The following is a 21,336-nucleotide window of genomic DNA, read 5'->3' as shown; positions in this document are numbered from 1 at the left end:
TTTCTTGTGGGTTGGCGGGGCACTTGCGGGAATGAAAGGCCATCACACCCACACCATCACACTTCACACCCACACCCATTCTTACCCACACCCATTCTTCTTCATTTCTCCGTCACACCTTTACCGCAGTTTGAACATTTGCTTCTGCTTTTGTTACATTTGTAGCAAGTTAACAAAAATAAAGGATGGAAACTCTCCTCGATCACAAGCGTACTGTTTCAGCAGCACTTTTTACTGAGGCTAAAAAATTATTTCCGGGTGGCGTCAATTCGCCAGTGCGGGCATTCAAGTCGGTTTTTGGTACTCCCATTTTTATCAAAAAAGGCGATGGTTGCCGTATCTGGGATGAAGATGATCAGCAATACATCGATTTTTGTGGCTCCTGGGGGCCGCTGATTTTGGGGCACAACAATGCTCAAATCCGGGAACACATTTATGCGGCAGTTGCCGAGGGCACTTCTTTTGGGGCCCCTACCCGACTGGAGATTGAATTGGGTCGGCTGATCATTGACAACCACCGCTACATCGAAAAACTGCGTTTTGTCAGTTCGGGTACTGAGGCGGTGATGTCGGCATTGCGGCTGGCGCGCGGCGCAACGGGTAAAAGTAAGGTCATCAAATTTGAAGGCTGTTACCACGGTCACGTTGATTCCATGTTGGTGAAGGCAGGTTCGGGTTTGATCACTTTTGGAGAAAGTACTTCGGCTGGTATCCCTGAGGCTTTTGCGCAGGAGACCATCGTGTTGCCACTCAACGATCGCGAAAAGCTGGAAGAAACCCTCCAGCAGGAAGGACACAACATAGCCTGTATCATTGTGGAACCTATCCCTGCGAACAATGGCCTTTTGCTGCAAGACCCTTCTTTTCTGGAATGCCTGCGTTTAAAGGCTTATAAGCACAATGTGCTGCTGATTTTTGACGAAGTCATCTCTGGTTTTCGGGTAGGGTTTGAAGGCGCGGCTGGTTATTATGGCATCAAACCAGATATCCTCACTTTTGGCAAAATCATCGGTGGTGGGATGCCAGTTGGTGCCTACGCTGCCAGTGCCGAGCTCATGAGCAACATTGCGCCCGATGGGCCAGTGTATCAGGCGGGAACACTATCCGGGAATCCGGTGGCTATGGCCGCAGGGTACGCCGCTTTGAAGCAATTGCTGGAGCCTGGTTTTTACGAGACGCTGAGTGCTAAAACCGCTGCTTTTGTGGGATCCATTCAGGATTACGCCACCAGCAAGGGTTACCCAGTCACCTTTCCTCACATTGGATCCATCTTTTGGATAGCTTTTGCCACTGAACGCATTATTGCCGCCGAACAAATTGATCCAGCGAGCATGAGCCATTTCAAAATTTTGCACCTGGAATTGCTCAAAAGAGGAGTGTATATGGGGCCTTCGGGTTACGAAGTAGGTTTTGTATCTTCTGCACATACTGACGCCGACTTGGCCGAAGCAGCTGAGCAGTTTAAGGCTGCTTTGGATATCGTTTTTAGTTGAGGAAAGTTGAGGAAGGTTGAGAAGGTTTAGGCTCCGCAAGCGGCTTAGACACGTTCTTGTCCAAGTCGTTTGCGGAGCCTAAACCTTCTCAACCTCACTCAACATCACTCAACCCTTTCAACTTTAAATCATGGAAAAACAAAACATCCGCCTCCGCTTCCTCTCTTACCTCGTGATAGCCTACATGATGATGGCATTCACCTGGTGGACAGTATTGCTGTTTACCAAAAACCGCGATGCTTTTGAAGCCAAAAGTGAGTTGATGAAGATAGGTATGATTGCGGAAGGCGTCATCAAAAATAATTCCCAATTTTTGGCGAGTGCTCAATACGAAAGTTTGTCCAAACACTATACCCGGCAGGAGTGGATGATTGTGGGCGAAGCAGTGGTTTTTGTAATCAGCTTGGTATTTGGGGTATATCTGATCAATCGGGGCTACAACAAAGAGATGATTGCTTCCCAACAGAGTCGGAATTTCTTGTTGTCCATCACCCATGAGCTAAAATCACCCATCGCATCGATCCGTTTGGTCCTGGAAACCCTGCTGAAGCGGGAATTGCCCCGGGAAAAAACGTCCCAATTGCAAGGCAATGCACTCAAAGAAACCGAACGCCTCAATACTTTGGTCAACAACCTGCTTTTTTCAGCAAAACTGGAATCTGCTTACCAGGCCAACAAAGAGCCCCTTGATCTACATGAGTTGCTGGAAGAAATCATTGCCAAATTGAGCGATAAATACCCCGACACCCACTTTAGTTTTAAACAGGAAGGGGAAATGCCCTATTTCCAGGGGGATAAAATGGGAATGATTTCGGTGGTGCTCAACTTGCTGGAAAATGCCGTAAAATACTCTGGCAATGGCGGTAAAGCCGACATCGAAGCTTATTTGAGTATGCAGGAGAACGGGCAAATAAAGCTACAAGTTAAAGACCAAGGAGTGGGTATTCCCGAAAAGGAAAAGAAACAAATTTTCCAAAAATTTTACCGGGTAGGCAACGAAGACACCCGTACCGCTAAGGGGACTGGTTTGGGTTTGTACATCGTTGATCAAATTATTCGGGCACATTCGGGACGAATCAGTGTACATGATAACGATCCAAAGGGAAGCATTTTTGAAATACTCCTGCCAGTTAATTGAAATTAGTAGTATAATAAAAACTATATATCCCAGGATTTTTTGTAGTCTTGAGCACCCATTTTCAATCCTTAGGGGCGATAAAAAAATAAGTGTTTCATTTTGCCAAAGGATTAGATAAGTAAACGCTTCATTTTAAGTTTCTTATCTAATCCTTTGGCTCAGAAAAAATGAACACTTATTTTTGCCCCACTACTCAGCTAAATTTTTCACACCATGATGCGTATCCTCCTTGTTGAAGACGAAGAAAACATCCGCGAGGTCGTCAAACTAAACCTTGAATTGGAAAATTTCGAGGTAGTGGCGACCGGAAACGGTAGAGACGCCATCCGTTATTTTCAAGAACAACATTTTGATCTCATCATCTTAGATGTGATGCTGCCTGAAATTGACGGTTTTCAAATTTGTGAACAAATTCGACTTACCGACATGGAGGTTCCCGTCATTTTCCTCACTGCCAAGGATGCCGTAGGCGACCGCATTTCGGGGTTAAAAAAAGGTGCTGACGACTACCTCACCAAACCCTTTGTACTCGAAGAATTGCTGCTGCGCATCAACAACCTGATTAAACGTACCAGCAAATCACCGGAAAACACCCCCGAAATTTTTGACTTTGGCACCAACCGCATCAATTTTATCACTTTTGAAGCCGATGGTATTCTGGGGCGTTTTGTGTTGACCAAAAAGGAAGCCATGCTTTTGAAGCTCCTGATTGACCGGCGCAATGAAGTGGTTTCACGGCAACAAATCCTACAGTCAGTTTGGGGCTATGACGTTTATCCCAGTACCCGAACCATTGACAACTTCATCCTTAAATTCCGGCGCAACTTTGAAGACGACTCCAAAAATCCGCGCCATTTTCATTCCATCCGTGGAGTGGGTTACAAATTTGCCACTTAAACAACCGCTAAAAAACCACCTTCCATTAGTTAGTGCATTTTTTACACTAATTACTTTGTCTTTATTTGGTTTTCCTGTGAAGGTTTTATAATTTGTTTGGCCAAGCTGCACTACAACAATTTTACCGAAAAAATGGCGACAAATTTTGACAATTATTTCAAATCAGCCTTCACTGTAGATAACGTTATTTTTGGTTTCGACGAAGGTGATTTAAAGGTTTTGCTGATCAAAAGGGGTGAGGAACCACACATCGGGGAATGGGCCTTACCAGGCTATTTTGTAAAAACTGAAGAGGATCTCGATGCTGCAGCAAAACGGGTTTTGTCAGAATTGACTGGGCTTACCAACGTCTACTTGGAGCAAGTACATGCCTTTGGTTCGGTCAATCGCCACGCTTTTGGACGGGTCATTACCGTTTCTTACTTTTCTCTGATCAAAATCGACAATTACATCATTCAGCCTTCTTCCATTGCTTTACAAGCGCAATGGCATACGGTCAATGGTTTGCAACACCTTGCTTTTGACCACGATACCATTTTAGAATCCTGCCTACAACGATTAAAGTGGTTGGTCAAAACCCGTCCGGTTGGTTTTGAATTGTTGCCCCCTAAATTTACCTTGACAGAATTACAGCACCTTTATGAAGCCATCCTGCGCTGCCCCCTGGACAAGCGGAACTTTCGCAAGAAGATTTTGTCCATGAATTTGCTCGTGGATTGTGACGAAACGCAGGAAGGAGTTGCGCATCGACCCGCCAAATTGTATAAATTTGACCGCAAGCGTTACAATAAGCTGGTGGAGCAGGGATTCAATTTTGAACTCAAAGAGACGCCGATCAAAATAAAGAAAACTGTAGAAGTAAGTAGCTAAGGGCGATAAAAAAATAAGTGTTCATTTTGCCAAAGAATTAAATAAGTAAACGGTTCATTTAAAGTGTCTTAGCTAATTCTTTGGCCTAAAAAAAATGAACATTTATTTTTGCCCCACTACACTTAGTACTCTTTGCCTGCCGTATTGCGCAAACGGATGAAGACGGATTGTCCATGTTTTTCCCGATAGGTTTGAATCAACTTTTCCAGGTCTTTTTCATTGGCTTGAAAGCGCCGCAAAATAGGCTGAATGGGTCGGTCAGTAGATACTTGAGCATTGCCCAATTCGATGGCACCACTTTCCAATAAGTTAAAATGACCATAGTAGCCTTTGGGCAAATCAATAATTTGGCTGATGCCGGCCAGATCAGTAAAAAACTGTGTAACCACCGGTAAGGCATTCGCATCGTAACCGATGTAGCCCCAGATGGTGTTATCGGGCACCCGCAATAAGTTGTTGTGAGTGATCCGAAAACCGATTGGATTTAGGATTGACAAATAAAAACTACCATTACTGACCAACAAGCGCCCGGTACTGGGCACAATTTGTCCAAGTTTGATGGTGAGGTTATACGTTCCGTTGGAAATGGTTCCCAGGTCAAGCGTGGATTTGGCGGTGCCGATGCCGCGTTCACATACGCTGGGAATTTGGGGTTTACCCAAGTTGATTTCAAAACTACTGCCTTTACGGCTGATCGAACTTTCGATGTAGTAATTCAGACAGTCCTGGCTTTGAATGGTATTGGCCCGAATTTGGAAGGTCCGGGTATTGTTGTCCAGGGTTTCCCATAAGTCCAATTCGTACTCTTTAGCAATTTCTGTGTCCAAAACCGGCGCTTCGGTTTTGTCTGTATTGCACGCTTGCATCACCAGCAAGAGGCACAACAGGGGTACCATTTTTGATACATAAGCGAGCATAAGTATTCATTTTTGGGTTATCTACTGCCAGTCAATGTCTAGCCTCCTCAGCTTCAATATCCTGAAAACGGTTGGAAGGCAACATCTGCTGCTTGCAAATATACTGCGTACTTTGCATTTGACCTAAACACATTCTTTTTTTCTCAATATCTCTTGTGTTCGCCTCATACTCTAGCACTTATCAATTAGTATTTTATTTTTTCTCTTATACAAAATATTCAGCTATTTAAGGTTCTAATTTTCTGTTGTAAATTGCGTCATAGATTTATGACAAAAGAGGCATGAGACCCCTTATCTCCTGTCCTCAAACCAAAAACTGATTTTATGCACACTAAAAACTTTAGTGCACTGTTCCCAGCACTATTATGCGTCTATTTATGTCAAGCTCAGAACCTTACGCCTACTGTAACACTTACTGCTCCTGCCAATGGCACCATTTTTCAACAGGGTCAAACCATCGGTCTCACCGCCAATGCCACCGACCCTGATGGAGCCATCGACAAAGTAGAGTTTTACCAGGATGGGCAACTAATTGGAGAAGCCAGCGATGCGCCCTTCGATTACCAGCTAGGTTTTACCCCCCCGGGTGTGTACAGCTTTACGGCCAAGGCCTTTGACAACCAAGGGGCTTCCAAAGTCTCCAGCGCAATCTCAATTACCATCAATGCTGCACCTTTTGCTTTTTTGAGCTCTCCAGCCAACAACAGCATTTTCCATGGCACTGCAAATTTGATTTTACTGGCCAGAGTGGGTGATACCGATGACAGAATCACCAAGGTCACTTTTTTGCAAAATGGGACCAAGGTGGGGGAAGACTCCATTGCCCCATATTCCTTGTCGTTGAGCAACCTGATTCCCGGGCCTTATTTCTTTGCAGTTCAAGCTTTTGACTCGCGCGGTGGCTCGGGCGTATCTACACCTGCCGCCGTTCTGGTCAATGCTGTGCCGGTGGTTCAGGTCGGTGGCCCTCGGAATGGCAATACTTATCCATTGTTTTCTACCCTTAACTTTGAAGTAAGTGCCAACGACCCCGATGGCAGTATAAAAAAGGTGGAGTTTTACCTGAACAATGCCAAGGTAGGCGAAGATAGCATCGCGCCCTATGAATACGAATACGATGGCAACACTTATGGCAACTACAGTTTCTTTGCACGAGCGACGGATGATTTGGGAGGCATTGCTGCTTCAAGCCCCCTTAATTTTGTTATCAACGCCCCTCCAATTGTAGCCATTGCCAGTCCCACTACCGGGGCAAAATACACTCCTGGTAGTGTGTTGACCCTACAAGTGAGCACTAGCGACGCCGATGGCGTTGTGAGTCGAGTGGAGTTTTGGCAAAATGGTGAAAAACTAGGAGAAGACATCGAATCTCCTTTTACCTTCATTGTCAACAACTTAAGCTCAGGAGGCTACATTTATGCGGCCAAAGCCTTTGACAACTTTGGGGCTTCCAGTACGTCGTCCCCCGTAGCGGTCATTGTCAATGCTCCACCCAATCTACTCTTCCAAAATCCGACCAAGGATACCACAATTCTACAGAGTAAACCCTTGACAGTCAAGTTGGATGCGAATGACCCCGATGGGGAAATCATCAAAGTAGAGCTTTACCTGAATGATGTAAAAATCGGTGAGGACGGACAGCCCCCTTACGCCATCACACTCAACAATCTGCCCTTGGGCGTTCACAAATTGAAAGCAAAAACCTGGGACGACATCGACGAGCTGAAAGAAAGTAAGGTGATCAATCTGACGGTAAGTACCATGACTTCAACGCGAGACATCCCTTATCAAGAATTGCAGTTCTTTCCAAATCCGGTGCGAGAGAAACTCTATTTGATGGGTTTGAACGAAGCAACCCGCATCCGCATCTATGATGCAGTAGGTCGGATGGTACAGGAAAATACCACGCGTAGAGAATTAGACGTACAAGATCTAGGCGTAGGTCGTTATTGGCTCATCACCCAAGATGGGCAACGTGCTTCATTTGTCAAGCTATAGACAGTATTTTATCAGCGTGAAATGGAAAAACCTCCTGTGGCAAAATGCTTGCAGGAGGTTTTTCCGTTTTTAAGAACAGCGTTCGGACATTCGAAACATAGTCTACTGCGGGATGATTCCCCCACAGCCATTGTTCCAGTTCTTACCATCCTTTTTACCGCCAGTGATCTTTTTCATATCTTCTTTCTTGACGGTTTTCAGGTCTTTTTTCAGGTCGTCCAGGTTCTTTTTTTCATCTTTTGGTTTTCCCATATGAGTGCGTTTTATGGGATAAAAAATTGCTTAAATCGGTTCCTATTGCGAAAGTTAAGAACACTACCCCAAAGTACCAAGTAATAAACGTCAATTTATCCTGAAGTTGTACATACAACTACAAGACACAACCTTGTATGCAAGCTACAAACCCTGCCAAAACTAAGTTTTTAAGAGATTTTTGAGGTAAAAAAAATGAAAAAAATTCAATTTTTGTACCTACTGCACCGGTCCTTCCTGTAATCTGCGGAGTTGCTCCATAAATGCAGGTCGACGCCGACGGGAAACTTCGATCTTGATGTTGTCATCCATAATCACGAAGCCTCCTTCTCCTTTCACAAACTTGCGCATGTAGTTCAAATTGATCACATGGCGTTTGTGTACCCTGTAAAAATTGAAGGGAGCTAACAAATCTTCGTATGATTTGATTGTGCGGGATGCAGTGATTCTTTCACTGCTGTTGAGGTAGATGTGGGTATAATTGTCTTCTGCTTCGAAGCGTACAATGTCTTTGATGTTGACAAAGTAGATGCCGTCTACAGCAGAAATGCTCATTTTTGAAAAAGCATTGGGGTTGTTGTAATAAGCGCTAAAAATTTCCAGACGCTTATCCATTTGATTTTTGGTACGGATACGAATCCGGCTGACGGCTTCTTTTAGCGCGTCGGGGTCAATCGGCTTCAAAATGTAGCCGATCGAGCTGTATTCACAGGCTTTGATGGCGTACTCTTCGTAAGCTGTGACAAAGATAATCTCAAAATCTAAATTTTCCAACTGACTGAGCATTTGAAATATCAGTCCGTCGGGAAGGCTTATGTCTAAAAAGGCAACATCGGGCTCTATAGTCTCATCAGACAACAGGACCAAAGCCTCGGAGTTGGTTCCGGCTTCCCCAATGATTTCAACCTGCTCACAGTGTTGTTTGAGCAAGTTCTTGAGATTATTCCTTCCTTTAATCTCGTCTTCAACGATTATTGCCTTAACCACGTTTGTCACTTTTTTTAGAAGTAAATATCCTGAATGAACGATTAAAAACCGATCGGGTACTCGTAAAGATACAAAAAAACAGAGAAAAGGGTTTTATATATGAAAAAAATAAATTTCTTCTCCCTAGACCAACTCTTACGCATTACGTACCCGAAAAGTAGCAAACAAGCGGCGAATACTGATTTTGCCACTCCCATTAACCAGCACTGAAAGCAGCCCCCCGGCAATGGCGATGTTTTTCATAAATTGAATGGATTCCATCCGCCGCAGTTCCGGGGCATCATTCCAGAACGAATGTACAATCAGGGTTACGGGAATCCAATAAGCCAGCAACAAAAAAGCGCCTAAACTGGCCCGATACCCAATCAAAACCAAAATGCTGCCCAATACCAAAGCCACTACAGCGCCATAAAAGAGTAAATCTTGTCGCCACACCAGGCCATAATCGGTCATCATCTGCTTGGTTGCCTTGGCATACATGATGGAGTCATAGGCTTCATAGAAAAAAATCAGCGAGATACAGATGCGACCAATGAGGTCCATAATGGCTTTCATGTCGAGGATTTGGTCATTAGACTGTATGAACAGAAGGTTACTTGGACAATGTACTGACTTTATTCAATTTTCCGCATGACATCCCTCCTTTTTTCAGATTTGTAAACCTGATAGCTTAGGCATCGATATCATTTATCAGACTACATCATTTGTCAAGCTATGCAACAGAAGTATGTCTACGTCTTCAGCGCCTCCAGGACGGAGGGCGAAGCCTCCATGAAAAATTTACTCGGTGGAAAAGGCGCTAATCTAGCCGAAATGTGCCGCTTGGGAATTGTGGTTCCCCCCGGATTTACCATTACGACCGAAGCCTGTACCGAATACACTAAAAAAGGCAAGGACTACGTATTGAACCTCATCAAAGCTGAGGTTGAAGCGGGAGTTGCCTTGCTGGAAAAAGAGATGGGAAAAACTTTTGGCAACGACGACGATCCCCTCCTTTTATCCGTTCGCTCGGGTGCCCGTGCCTCTATGCCAGGTATGATGGACACCATCCTGAATTTGGGCATCAACGATCGTGCGGTGGAAGGCCTGGCCCGCAAAACAGGCAATGAGCGTTTTGCCTGGGACTCCTACCGCCGTTTTGTACAAATGTATGGCGACGTGGTGATGGGGCTAAAACCCGTTTCCAAAGAAGACCACGACCCATTTGAAGTCATCATCGACATGCTCAAAGAGGAGCGCCGCGTCACACTAGATACCGATTTGGATGCCAATGATTTGCGCGAACTTGTTCAGCGCTTCAAATCATTGATTCGTGCGCGTTTGGGCCGTGATTTCCCTACGGATCCCTGGGAACAACTCTGGGGTGCAGTAGTCGCCGTTTTTGAAAGCTGGAACAACAACCGAGCTAGGGTTTACCGCGAATTGAATGACATCCCTGAATCCTGGGGTACTGCCGTCAACGTACAAGCCATGGTTTTTGGCAACTTGGGCGATTCCAGTGCAACTGGCGTAGCTTTCACCCGCGATGCAGGTACTGGCGAAGACCTTTTTAACGGAGAATTCCTGGTCAATGCCCAGGGAGAAGATGTTGTAGCGGGGATCCGTACTCCTCAACAAATTACGCTGGAGGGCTCCCGCCGTTGGGCACAACTGGCTTGTGTCAGCGAAGAAGAACGCCGCAAAAACTACCCTTCCCTGGAAGAAATCATGCCTGAAGTGTACCAACAGTTGGTAGCAGCTGAAACAAAGCTCGAAAACCACTACAAGGACATGCAGGACGTAGAATTCACCATCCAGGAAGGAAAACTCTGGATGTTGCAAACCCGCAACGGCAAACGCACCGGCGCCGCCATGGTCCGCATTGCCATGGAAATGTTGGAGCAAGAGATGATTGATGAAAAAACAGCTTTGTTGCGGGTAGACCCCCACCGATTGGATGAGTTGTTGCACCCCATTTTTGATGGCGAGGCCATGAAAAATGCACAGGTATTGGCGCGTGGCCTCCCAGCTTCGCCTGGTGCCTCCACTGGCCAAATTGTCTTTTTTGCCGAGGATGCCGAAGAATGGGCCAAACATGGTCAGTCCGTCATTTTGGTGCGCCTGGAAACCTCACCCGAAGACCTGCGGGGGATGAGTGTGGCCAAAGGTATCCTCACCGCCCGTGGTGGCATGACTTCACACGCTGCAGTAGTGGCTCGTGGGATGGGTAAATGCTGCGTTTCTGGGGCTGGTGCCATCCACGTGGATTACAAAAACCGCACGATGACTATCGACGGACAAACCTGGCACGAAGGGGACTGGATTTCGCTCAATGGCTCTACTGGTGAAGTGTACGAAGGACAAATTACCACCAAAAATGCGGAACTGAGTGGCGACTTTGGTATGCTCATGGCCCTCGCGGACAAATACCGCCGCATGGAAGTACGGGCCAATGCCGATACACCCGAAGAAGCGCTGATCGCTCGCGAATTCGGCGCTACGGGTATTGGACTCTGCCGTACCGAGCACATGTTCTTTGAGGGGGATCGCATTCGTGCGGTGCGGGAAATGATTCTGGCCGACGATGAATTTGGTCGCCGCAAAGCCTTGGCCAAACTGTTGCCGATGCAGCGCAGCGACTTTGAAGCCATTTTCCGCGAAATGCACGACCTGCCCGTAACCATCCGCCTGCTCGATCCACCACTGCACGAGTTTGTACCGCACGATGAAGCCAGTCAGCAAGTGATGGCACAGGAAATGCGGGTTTCGCTGGGCAAAATCAAGATGCGCGTCGAAGAATTGGAAGAATTCAACCCAATGATGGGCCACCGGGGCTGCCGCCTGGGGATCACCTATCCCGAAATAACGGAAATGCAAACCCGGGCCATCCTTGAGGCCGCACTGAACATACAAGCCAAAGGAATTACGGTAAAACCGGAAATCATGGTTCCTCTGATTGGTACCGTTCGCGAATACAATGCGCAGGCCGCAGTCATTCGCCGTACCGCAGAAATGGTTTTTGCGGAGCGGAAAGATAGGGTCCACTACCTGGTCGGCACCATGATCGAAACCCCTCGTGCAGCGCTGATCGCGGATAGCGTAGGCAGTCAGGCCGAATACTTCTCATTTGGTACCAACGACCTTACGCAATTGACTTTGGGCTTCTCCCGCGACGATGCGGGCAAATTCCTGCCTCATTACTTGAAAAACGGCATTTACGAAAAGGATCCATTCCAGTCTATCGACCAAAAAGGAGTGGGCATGTTGGTACAAATGGCTGTACAAAAGGGACGTTCGGTTAGGCCAGATTTGGAACTTGGGGTTTGCGGCGAACACGGTGGTGATCCTGCTTCGGTTGAGTTCTTCCACCGCAGTGGGCTGGACTACGTGAGTTGTTCACCATTCCGGGTGCCGATTGCACGTTTGGCGGCTACGCAGGCAGCGATCAAGGATGTTCCGAAAAAGGTGGAACTGAAGCAGCAGCCGGAGTTGGAAGCTGTGGGGTAAAGTTTTAATTGGGAAGCCGTGAGTAGCTAACCAAAGGGACTTTGCTGACCCACCCGAAGATTTGTAACTTTTGGGTGGGTTTTTTAATTTAAGTGGCGATTTTTCATTGGCCTTCACCCGCCCACAAACGCCTTCACCCCCTTCGCCACATTCTGCCCATCCATCGCCGCTGAAATGATCCCACCAGCATACCCCGCGCCTTCACCACAAGGGAACAAGCCCTGAACCCCGTCATGCATATAAGTCTCCGCATTGCGTGGAATCCGAATCGGCGAGCTGGTGCGACTTTCGGTGCCAATCACATTGGCATCTTCGGTGTAATAACCTTTCATTTTGCGGCCAAAATCCGCCACGCCTTGTTTGAGGCGATTGTAGATGGCTGCAGGGAGCAATTCGTGTAAGGGTGCGGGCACTAAACCCGGGATGTAAGAAGAGCCCGGTAAATCACTCGATATTTTTGCTTTGACAAAATCGGTCAAGCGTTGCGCTGGTGCTTTTTGGCTGCCATCACCAAAATTGAACATGGCTTGTTCCACACTGCGTTGGAATTCCAGGCCCGCAAACACGCCGTGCTGCATGAAGGGTACCAGGTCTTCCATTTCAATGGCGACCACCGTCCCTGAGTTGGCGTACGGAGAATCGCGGCGCGATAGTGACATGCCATTCACCACGATTTCCCCGGGCGCGGTTGCGGCGGGTACTACCAGGCCACCGGGGCACATGCAGAATGAAAAAACACCCCGTCCAGCCACCTGAGTCACCAGCTTGTAACTGGCCGCGGGCAAATGTTCACCCCGATCAGGCAGGTGGTATTGGATGCGGTCGATGAGTTGCTGGGAATGCTCGATGCGAACGCCCAAGGCAAAAGGTTTGGCCTCAAGGGCAATTTGATGGCGATGGAGCAGGTAATAAATGTCGCGGGCAGAGTGGCCTGTGGCCAAAATAACGGCCTCGCCCCGGTATTCCTGCTGTTCATTGACCACTACGCCCAGCATCCGCCCCTGGTGCAGGATAAAATCGGTAACATAACTGTCGAAATGGACTTCTCCACCGTAGTGCTCGATGGTTGCCCGAATATTCGCCACGATGTTCGGCAATTTATTGGAACCAATATGCGGGTAGGCGTCGATGAGGATTTCGGAAGAGGCCCCGTGTTCAACCAGCAGTTGCATGGCCTTGTCGATGGTGCCGCGTTTGTGGGAGCGGGTGTAGAGTTTGCCATCGGAGTAAGTCCCGGCACCTCCTTCGCCAAAACAATAATTGGAATGGGGGTTAACTTGTCCAAACTGCTGGATGGCTCTTAAATCTCTGCGGCGGGTGCGCACATCGGTACCCCGATCCAGCACGATCGGCTTCAAGCCTTGTTCAATCAACTCCATTGCTGCAAAGTACCCCGCAGGGCCTGCGCCTACAATGATCACAGCAGGGCGATCAGCAACCGATTTCAGTTGGGCCAGGATGGCTGGCTCGGCCTCATACGCTTCGCCAACATATACAGCTACCCGCAGCAAAAAAATGGGCTGGCTGCTCCGGGCATCTACTGAGCGGCGCAGAACGCGTAAATCCTGGATTTGATCTTCCCGCAAATTTAATTTACTGGCTGCCTTGCGCCGGATGGCCGTTTCATCTTTGGCTTCGGCGGGCAGCATTTTTATATCGATTTCGTGCGTCACGGCATTTTTTTGCGGGTCCATTCCCCTTTTTGACCCTCGACAAAATCCTCGGGGATAAAAATATTGATGCTGACTTCTTCGGGGATTTCGCCACTGGTGAGCGTATTCAAAATGCCCCGGTTGCGCAAGTCAAACTTGACGTGCAAACGATCCACCGATTTCACGGGATCCAAACGATACCGCCCTTGTTCGATCAAACCCTTGAGTACACTATCGGTGCTGTTTTCTTTGTGGATCACAAAAATCTCCAACATGATCGAATTGCTGGGCCAGGTTTGCACTTTGAGCGAATCATAAAATTCAAAAGTGAGGGTTTGGATGGTATCCGACACCTCGATCACTTCATGAATGGTGCGCTTGATCTGGGCATGGATCAGCAGCGGCAACGCAAAAAGAACACAGGCTAGCAGCAATTTTTTCATAAGTTCTTATAGTATTGATTTCCGGATTTTCACCAATTTTTCCAACATGGCTTCCAAACGTTCCAAAGGTAACATATTTGCCGCATCGGATTTGGCCTCAGATGGGCGCGGATGGGTTTCTAGGAACAAACCATCTACCCCTACAGCAATGGCCGCTTTGGCTACCGTTTCAATGAGGGCGGGTCGGCCACCTGTTACACCACTGTCTTGGTTGGGTTGTTGGAGTGAGTGAGTACAATCCAAAACGACAGGCACTCCGAAAGATTGCATCACGGGCAGCCCGCGGTAATCGATCACTAAATCCTGATAGCCAAAGGTTACTCCGCGCTCGGTGAGGATGATTTTTTCATTGCCCGATTGACGAATTTTATCCACCGCATACTTCATGGCTTCGGCGCTCATGAACTGTCCTTTTTTGACGTTGACCACCTTGCCCGTGTCAGCTGCGGCCACCAAAAGGCTGGTTTGGCGACATAAAAATGCCGGGATTTGCAGCACATCGACGTATTGTGCAGCCAGTGCCGCTTCTTCGTCGGTGTGAATATCCGTAACCGTAGGAATGCCGTAGTGTTGGCCTACTTTTTTCAACACCTCCAGTGCCTGTTCATCACCGATCCCGGTAAAGGAATCGAGGCGTGAACGATTGGCTTTGCGGTAGGAGCCTTTAAAGATGTAGGGAATTTGAAATTGGGTACATAGTTGGTGTACTTTTTCAGCAATTTCAAAGGCAATGTCTTCTCCCTCGATGGCACAAGGACCAGCAATAAGGAAAAAGTTTCCACTATCCAGATGCTTAAGATTGGGTATTTTGTCCAGCATATTTGATTTATGGTCTAAGAAAACGCAAATTTACACGTAAAATTAATCCCTTTGTCCTAATCTAGTGTTAAACGAGTGTTTATCAATCCAATCAAAATGCGATTCACTATCTTCATCCTTGTGTTATTGGTCATCGACTTTTATAGTTTTCAAGCGGTTAAACTGATTGTGCAAGACTGGTCGATGTTGGCAAAAAATATTGCCTATGGCTTTTTTTGGGGCCTTACAGCATTTAGCGTGTTTTACCTGCTGGCCCATAATTGGGGCTGGGCTGATGGCTGGAGCAAAAACATGGAGACCTACTCACGTACGGTGGTGTTCATCATTTATATTTCCAAGTTTCTCATTTTACCCATGTTGCTCATCGACGATTTGCGCCGCCTGACCATGTGGGTCGCTCAACGGGTGAACGGGGATCCCAATTTTGACATTGGTCGCTCCAAGTTTTTGAGTAAAATGGGCGTGTTTATGGGTGCCATCCCTTTCTTCACCCTGTCTTACGGTATCCTCCGCAATCCCTATCGGTATAAGTTGTTCCAGCAAACCATTGGCATTAAAGGTTTGTCACCCAAATTGGCAGGATTAAAAATTGTACAAATTTCGGACATCCACTCGGGGAGTTTTACCTTCAAAGATCCGGTTAAAAACGCGATCGACATCATCAATGCGCAAAAGCCCGATCTGGTCTTTTTTACCGGAGATTTGGTTAATGACCACGCCGATGAAATGGCGGATTACATGGATGTTTTTGACAAAATTGAAGCCAAGTACGGAGTGTATTCCGTTTTAGGCAACCACGATTACGGGGACTACCACAACTGGAAAAATGCGGAAGAAAAGGAGGCCAACTTGGAAAACCTTAAAGAAATTCACAAAAAATTGGGTTGGAACTTATTGATGAACGAGCACCGCATCCTCGACATCAATGATGAAAAAATAGCGGTCATTGGGGTTGAAAACTACTCGGCTTTGCCCCAATTTCCCAAAATGGGCCGTTTGGCAGATGCGCACCAGGGATCGGATGGGGTCAATGTCAAACTTTTGCTTTCACACGACCCTTCGCATTGGGATGTTCAAATTGTCCCGGAATTTAAGGACATTCACGTTACTTTTTCGGGACACACCCACGGGTTTCAGTTTGGCGTAGAAATTCCCGGCTGGATAAGATGGAGCCCAGCTCAATTTATGTACAAACAATGGGCGGGTCTGTATCAGCAGGGTGAACAGTTTTTGTACGTCAATCGTGGCTTGGGCTTTTTGGGGTATCCAGGCCGGGTGGGCATTTTGCCTGAAGTAACCCTGATTGATTTACAACCCGCTTAAGAACGGAAATGAAATAAAGTAAACGAGTTGACTTAGCTATTTTTTGATTTGGCAAGGCACGAGGAAGGCGCATAGTAAACTACGCAACTGACGAGCAACGCAGCAAAATCAAAAAAGAGCCTGTCAAGTGTTTACTTTATTTCATTTCCGTTCTTTAATATTTGTTTCAAGACTGTAATTTTATTTAAGGTTACCCAACTAACCCTGAAAGCCTTATATTTGGGCTTTCGTACAATCCATCACACAAATTACGCAGAGCATGATCCTGTTTTTTGTATTGAGTTACGTATTGTTGAGTGTAAGTTTATACTTCATTTTTCAAAAATGTGGAGAAGAAGCTTGGAAAGGCTTGGTTCCAGGATACAACTTTGTTGTTTGGTGTAAACTGGTGGGGCGCAAAGCCACCCACGCCATTTTTCTCTTGTTTCCCATCGTCAACATCTTCATCTACGCTGGTTTAGCGGTGGATATGGCACGGTCTTTTGGTAAACTCAAATTTTACCACAGTTTTCTGGCGGTACTGTTTGCCCCTTTTTATTTCCTGTACCTGGGCACCAATAAAACGGACAAATACGAAGGGCCAATTTTGCCCAAGGAGCGGGATTACCGCCAAAAATTGCACGAATCTCGGACCAATGAGCGGCAGCACAAAAAATTATTGGCCGAAAACCCTTACAAAAAATCAGGAATTCGCGAATGGACTGAAGCCATCGTTTTTGCCGTTTTTGCTGCAGCTTTTATTCGGATGTTTTTGATCGAAGCCTATGTGATTCCGACTTCTTCGATGGAAGGTTCCATGCTGGTGGGCGATTTTTTGTTTGTGAGCAAACCCAGCTACGGCCTGCGGATGCCACAGACGGTGGCGATGGTACCATTGTTGCACAACCGCATCCCGATCCTCAACACTGAATCTTACCTGGAAAAACCCAAGCTCAAATACAATAGACTGAGGGCATTTGAAGGCATCGACCACAACGACCCAGTGGTATTCAACTACCCTGAAGGTGATAGTGTGTATATTTTCCCTAATCGCACCTGGAGCATTTACGATGCGAGGCGAGGAAGTATTCCTCCCGAACCAAGCGCTATGATTAGTATCGGACAAGCCCCCTTGGTCACACGCCCAATGGACAAAATGGACCACTACATCAAACGTTGTATTGGTTTGGCCGGTGATTCCTTGCAAATCCGCAATCGCCAGGTGTACATCAATGGAAAGCCTGGTGCCAATCCCAAGTACTTGCAATACATGTACCAAGTGTACAACCCTTCAGGGGCAGGCATCAACACCCAGCAGTTCAGTGATTGGGGCATTTCGGCGGAGGATCAACTGCAAGGAGTTAGTGGCGGCAGTGCCAACATGATGCTGATTCTGAACAACGAACAAAAGAACAAACTCAAGGCGATGGATAAAAACATCGTGATCGAAAACGTTGATATGAGTCGGACTCAAAGCCGCTTGTTTCCTTATGATACCGCCCATTTTGGTAGCTGGGATCTGGACAACTTCGGCCCGATTTACATTCCGAAAAAAGGTGCAACCATTGCCCTCAACCCCGAGTCCATCGCCCTGTACCGCCGGGTGATTGGCAAATACGAAGGGAACGATTTTGCGGAACGCAATGGCAAGTTCTACGTCAATGGCAAAGAAGCCACTAGCTATACCTTCAAGCAGAATTATTACTGGATGATGGGGGACAACCGCCACAACTCCGAAGATTCACGCTACTGGGGCTTTGTTCCTGAAGACCATGTGGTGGGTAAGCCGCTACTGATTTGGTTTTCACTGAAGGAAGGTAGCCTGGCGAAGGGGATCAACTGGCGGAGGATCTTTATGTCGGCGGGGAATCGGTAAGATTTTCCAACTGATCAAAAAAAGGGCGCATTCCACAACGAGAATGTGCCCTTTTTTTATTGCTGCACCGTTAACACCCTCCTCGGGCTCAACATATACGGCGGCAAATACGCTGGAATATTGCTAAAAGGCAACACCTCCGGTTTCAAGTTTATCCCGATCACTTCAGCCATAAATTTCCGGCGGGCTTGAATCCGTTGCCACATTTCCGGGAATTTCTGCGCCAATTCAGCCCGTAGGGTCTCATCCGCCAGCGCGATCCCATCTTCAATATTGCTGGTGTGATACGCTGTACCAGTACCGGGTATCACATCCACTTGCAAGGCCATGCCCGATTTGAATTTCAGCTCCGACCCTTTAAACACTGGCGAATGCACCCACTCATCGATGTGGATGTAATGCCCAGGATTGAGTTTTACCCCAAAAAATGGATCCCCTATTTCGGCGTGGATGAGGTCGTACAATTCCCCAGCAGGCACGCCGATGCCAATGTGCTCGTACCATTTGACGATGGCCCGGAAATAAGGAATGGCTAGTTTTTGCAGGTAATCCCCTACCCCATCCGGCAATTCCGTTTCATCGTGTACCAACCAGCCCGCCCGGGCATTCAAGCCACCCCAGAGGCACATGGCCATGGTAAAAGGTTCGCCTACCTTGAGCGTGTTCATCGATGGACTAGGTAGGCCGTAAGCTGCACGCGAGCCATTGGTCAACATGGTATGGGCTCCCAAGGGGAAGCCGTTGTGCTGCATCAAAGTGGCGCACTGCATTTCGGTCATGCCCGGCTGCATGTTGAAGAGTACATTTTTGAGGCCAGTGGAAGTAAGGCAGGCGGCAAATTCAAATAAGGCTAATTGTTCTGCTTCGTTCAAAATGCGCAGCCCATCGTCCGGGTTCATCAACAGCGCATTGGCGTTGCGCACCTGGCGGTAGTTGCCACTGAGCTTGCGTAGGGCATCAATCAGGTAAGATGGCGTTTCAAAACAATAATCTGGATCGGTAAATTCAGCCTCGGAAAAGTATTTCCAGCCTGCTACACCAATCGTACTTTCGGCAGTAATTCCAGCGTCACTCAAAGCCCGGCCCAAGGATACACCCGAAAGGCGGTCTTGCCCCATCAAACTCAGGGATTGAAACAAAACCCGGTGTACCGGGAGCGGGGCCAATTCCGCGTAACCCCAGCCTTCGTTGCCCAGCAACAAGTGAGGGGTGCCCGTTTTGCCAACGATCAACAAACTCTCTTCAAAACGTGGATCGTAGCCACAGAGGTAAGTGGTGTTGGCGTTGTGCTCACGATCGCCATAAACGATCACAAAATCGAGGGCTTCGGCCTGCATTTTTTGGTGCAATTGGTTGATGCGCGCTTCGTAAATGGCTTGGCTCAGGCTTGGTTCGGTGGAGGGCATGCCAAAGTTTGGCAATTCAACGCTGTTTAAGTTGATGGTCATGATGCGTGTAGGTTGAGAACGCCAAAATAAAGGTTTTCCGGGAAACCCTACAATTTTACCAATTGACTCGAAGCATACCCCTTAACCGTTCGCAAACGCAGATAATAGGCCCCACTCTGCAAACCACCCAGATCCAACTCTTTTTGATTCTCTCCAGCAGCCATACTTTGATTGGTCGCCAAACTCCGCACCCAACGCCCCTGCACATCAAACACATCCAACCAAATGGGTTCTGCCTCCTTGAGGGTAAAAGAAATAAGGGCTTTGGAATGGACTGGATTGGGTGCTACTTTGAGCTCCAGTTCTTCCAATTTGATTTCCCGGCTATCAGTCACTGCCTCAGGGGCCAGGATCAGGTTCTCGTCCCCCGGCTGGTACGCTGTGAAGGTGAAGTAGACTAACATCATTTCATCCGTAGTGCCCTCCCCTACCCGCACTTCTTTGGGCGGTGAATTCGGGTTGCTAAAGTTGGTGGTGGTATTGTCGTATACGGTTTCGCCATACACGGTTGTCCCTGCCGGAATCACCATTGCTTTGGGAAACAAATAAAACCCTTGCCAATGAAAATCCCAATCGTTGATGCGGATGACTTTCAGGGTATCTTTTTTGGGCGTAATGCCCCAAACCTTGATGGATTTACCCAATAGGTGCATGTGTGGTGCTACGGCAATCACGGTACCTTGAACCGGAACTCTCAATTGTGATTTAATGGTTTTCACCTGATTGGCGGGTAAAACAAGCGGCCCATTGGTCAGGGACAAAAAGTGGTTGAGCAAAGGCAGTGTCTCCAATCGCCGCATCGGTCCCGATTCCAGGCGTGCGATGAAACGGGTTCGATCGGTTTTCCCTTTTGATCCCGGAGCATAATGTACTTGCAGGATGATGGTGGCATTTTTGGTCAACAATTGGCCCATCCCTTTGGGGTAAAAAGTTGGGCGGCTGCCGGGCACCCAGGCACCAATTTGCACCGCCGATTGAGATCCCACCCCACCGAAGCTGGTATAACCCGGCCCTGGATCGCGGGCATCAAGGCTCAAAACCGTTTTGGCCGTATCTGCATACACCAATACGTGGTGCACAACCTCCCCATTGCCAGGCACACATTCAAAGGCAGTAATGTATTTGTCCACATTCACCCCACTCGCAATGGGGAAGCAGCGATATACATCCTTTTCCCCAGAAATGGTGTATTCCGGAATTTGCAGGCTCAACTCTGGCGTACTGATCCCTGGAGCGGTAGTGTATTCCGGGGCTTTGGGGGCATCTTTGGGATTGCCATAAGAGGCGGCACCAGCAACCCATTCCTGGATCAGGTGGATTTCATCGGCACTCATCAGGCGCTCGTGGGCAAAACGACTATAGGTGGGATCAGGTGGCCAAGGCGGCATTTTCCCAGTTTTAACCGAGTATTCAATTGAAAAACGGTTAAAATAGGCATCTTCGTAACTCACCAGCGGGAAGGGTGCCAAGCCGCCCTCGCGGTGGCACGGGGTGCAGTGTTTGTAAAGGATCGGGGCAATATCCAGGGTCCAAACTGGATTGTGCGCCGAGCTTACACCCCATCCAATCAGAACCAATAAAAACGAAAGAGGTAATTTCTGCTGCATAATTATGGGCTTTAGGAATAAGACGAGAAAAAGGGGGGGAAGTTTAGTGGAAGGGGAAAGTTTAACATAGTTGAGGGGTTTAGATGGTTGAGGGAGGTTGAGAAGGTTGAGGCTGCCGCGAGCGATGTTGACATTATCCTCGTCCAAGTCG

17 protein-coding genes are annotated in these 21,336 nt (G+C 47.6%); 8 read left to right on the top strand and 9 right to left on the bottom strand.

Annotated features, from left to right (window positions below):
* Nucleotides 1-185 precede the first annotated feature (185 nt).
* From hemL to ACEW9O_RS14925, 4 genes are all read left to right on the top strand, one after another.
* Complete coding sequence (gene hemL / locus ACEW9O_RS14940) at nt 186-1,493, top strand: glutamate-1-semialdehyde 2,1-aminomutase (RefSeq protein ID WP_373550974.1); 1,308 nt, start codon at nt 186-188, stop codon at nt 1,491-1,493.
* A 130-nt stretch (nt 1,494-1,623) separates the two neighbouring features.
* On the top strand, nt 1,624-2,631 hold the full coding sequence (locus tag ACEW9O_RS14935) for a sensor histidine kinase (protein WP_373550973.1): 1,008 nt from the start codon (nt 1,624-1,626) through the stop codon (nt 2,629-2,631).
* A 213-nt stretch (nt 2,632-2,844) separates the two neighbouring features.
* Nucleotides 2,845-3,528, top strand: a complete 684-nt coding sequence (locus tag ACEW9O_RS14930; RefSeq protein WP_373550972.1) for a response regulator transcription factor — start codon at nt 2,845-2,847, stop codon at nt 3,526-3,528.
* A gap of 132 nt (nt 3,529-3,660) precedes the next feature.
* Nucleotides 3,661-4,398, top strand: coding sequence for an NUDIX domain-containing protein (locus ACEW9O_RS14925; protein ID WP_373550971.1), 738 nt, complete (start codon nt 3,661-3,663; stop codon nt 4,396-4,398).
* 122 nt (nt 4,399-4,520) lie between these two features.
* Here ACEW9O_RS14925 and ACEW9O_RS14920 read toward each other — a convergent pair whose 3' ends face one another.
* The gene (locus ACEW9O_RS14920) at nt 4,521-5,315 is read right to left on the bottom strand and encodes a hypothetical protein (protein WP_373550970.1); all 795 of its coding nucleotides are present in this window, start codon (nt 5,313-5,315) and stop codon (nt 4,521-4,523) included.
* A gap of 324 nt (nt 5,316-5,639) precedes the next feature.
* Here ACEW9O_RS14920 and ACEW9O_RS14915 point away from each other — a divergent pair, with 324 nt between their 5' ends.
* The gene (locus tag ACEW9O_RS14915) at nt 5,640-7,313 is read left to right on the top strand and encodes an Ig-like domain-containing protein (RefSeq protein ID WP_373550969.1); all 1,674 of its coding nucleotides are present in this window, start codon (nt 5,640-5,642) and stop codon (nt 7,311-7,313) included.
* A gap of 102 nt (nt 7,314-7,415) precedes the next feature.
* Here the strand turns inward: ACEW9O_RS14915 and ACEW9O_RS14910 are convergent, their stop codons facing one another.
* From ACEW9O_RS14910 to ACEW9O_RS14900, 3 genes are all read right to left on the bottom strand, one after another.
* A complete protein-coding gene (locus ACEW9O_RS14910; protein WP_013766911.1) occupies nt 7,416-7,565 on the bottom strand; it encodes a hypothetical protein in 150 nt (49 codons plus the stop codon).
* A 219-nt stretch (nt 7,566-7,784) separates the two neighbouring features.
* Nucleotides 7,785-8,552, bottom strand: a complete 768-nt coding sequence (locus ACEW9O_RS14905; protein WP_373550968.1) for a LytR/AlgR family response regulator transcription factor — start codon at nt 8,550-8,552, stop codon at nt 7,785-7,787.
* 135 nt (nt 8,553-8,687) lie between these two features.
* Nucleotides 8,688-9,107 (bottom strand): DoxX family protein, encoded by a 420-nt coding sequence (locus tag ACEW9O_RS14900; RefSeq protein ID WP_373550967.1) that lies wholly within the window; start codon nt 9,105-9,107, stop codon nt 8,688-8,690.
* 159 nt (nt 9,108-9,266) lie between these two features.
* Between ACEW9O_RS14900 and ppdK the strand changes: the two genes are divergently transcribed.
* Nucleotides 9,267-12,038 carry a pyruvate, phosphate dikinase gene (gene ppdK / locus ACEW9O_RS14895; protein WP_373550966.1) on the top strand — a complete coding sequence of 924 codons (2,772 nt, stop codon included), beginning with the start codon at nt 9,267-9,269 and terminating at the stop codon, nt 12,036-12,038.
* 113 nt (nt 12,039-12,151) lie between these two features.
* On the opposite strand, the gene ACEW9O_RS14890 is transcribed toward ppdK, so the two are convergent.
* From ACEW9O_RS14890 to kdsA, 3 genes are read right to left on the bottom strand one after another with little or no spacing between them, the layout of a single operon-like run.
* The gene (locus tag ACEW9O_RS14890) at nt 12,152-13,732 is read right to left on the bottom strand and encodes an NAD(P)/FAD-dependent oxidoreductase (RefSeq protein ID WP_373550965.1); all 1,581 of its coding nucleotides are present in this window, start codon (nt 13,730-13,732) and stop codon (nt 12,152-12,154) included.
* The gene (locus tag ACEW9O_RS14885) at nt 13,708-14,133 is read right to left on the bottom strand and encodes a hypothetical protein (RefSeq protein WP_373550964.1); all 426 of its coding nucleotides are present in this window, start codon (nt 14,131-14,133) and stop codon (nt 13,708-13,710) included. Before ACEW9O_RS14885 ends, ACEW9O_RS14890 begins: the two co-directional genes overlap by 25 nt.
* A 6-nt stretch (nt 14,134-14,139) precedes the next feature.
* On the bottom strand, nt 14,140-14,952 hold the full coding sequence (gene kdsA, locus ACEW9O_RS14880) for a 3-deoxy-8-phosphooctulonate synthase (RefSeq protein ID WP_373550963.1): 813 nt from the start codon (nt 14,950-14,952) through the stop codon (nt 14,140-14,142).
* Between the two features lie 96 nt (nt 14,953-15,048).
* Between kdsA and ACEW9O_RS14875 the strand changes: the two genes are divergently transcribed.
* Together ACEW9O_RS14875 and lepB are read left to right on the top strand one after the other, a co-directional pair.
* Nucleotides 15,049-16,275 (top strand): metallophosphoesterase, encoded by a 1,227-nt coding sequence (locus ACEW9O_RS14875; RefSeq protein ID WP_373550962.1) that lies wholly within the window; start codon nt 15,049-15,051, stop codon nt 16,273-16,275.
* Nucleotides 16,276-16,534: 259 nt separating this feature from the next.
* The gene (lepB, locus tag ACEW9O_RS14870) at nt 16,535-18,130 is read left to right on the top strand and encodes a signal peptidase I (protein WP_373550961.1); all 1,596 of its coding nucleotides are present in this window, start codon (nt 16,535-16,537) and stop codon (nt 18,128-18,130) included.
* A 56-nt stretch (nt 18,131-18,186) separates the two neighbouring features.
* On the opposite strand, the gene ACEW9O_RS14865 is transcribed toward lepB, so the two are convergent.
* Nucleotides 18,187-19,578 (bottom strand): hypothetical protein, encoded by a 1,392-nt coding sequence (locus ACEW9O_RS14865; RefSeq protein ID WP_373550960.1) that lies wholly within the window; start codon nt 19,576-19,578, stop codon nt 18,187-18,189.
* Nucleotides 19,579-19,625: 47 nt separating this feature from the next.
* Nucleotides 19,626-21,185 carry a T9SS type A sorting domain-containing protein gene (locus ACEW9O_RS14860; protein WP_373550959.1) on the bottom strand — a complete coding sequence of 520 codons (1,560 nt, stop codon included), beginning with the start codon at nt 21,183-21,185 and terminating at the stop codon, nt 19,626-19,628.
* Nucleotides 21,186-21,336 lie beyond the last annotated feature (151 nt).

This window comes from Haliscomenobacter sp., assembly GCF_041740695.1.
Lineage (GTDB): Bacteria > Bacteroidota > Bacteroidia > Chitinophagales > Saprospiraceae > Haliscomenobacter.
Note: the sequence above shows the minus strand (reverse complement) of the source record. Positions and strands in the feature narration are given on the sequence as shown.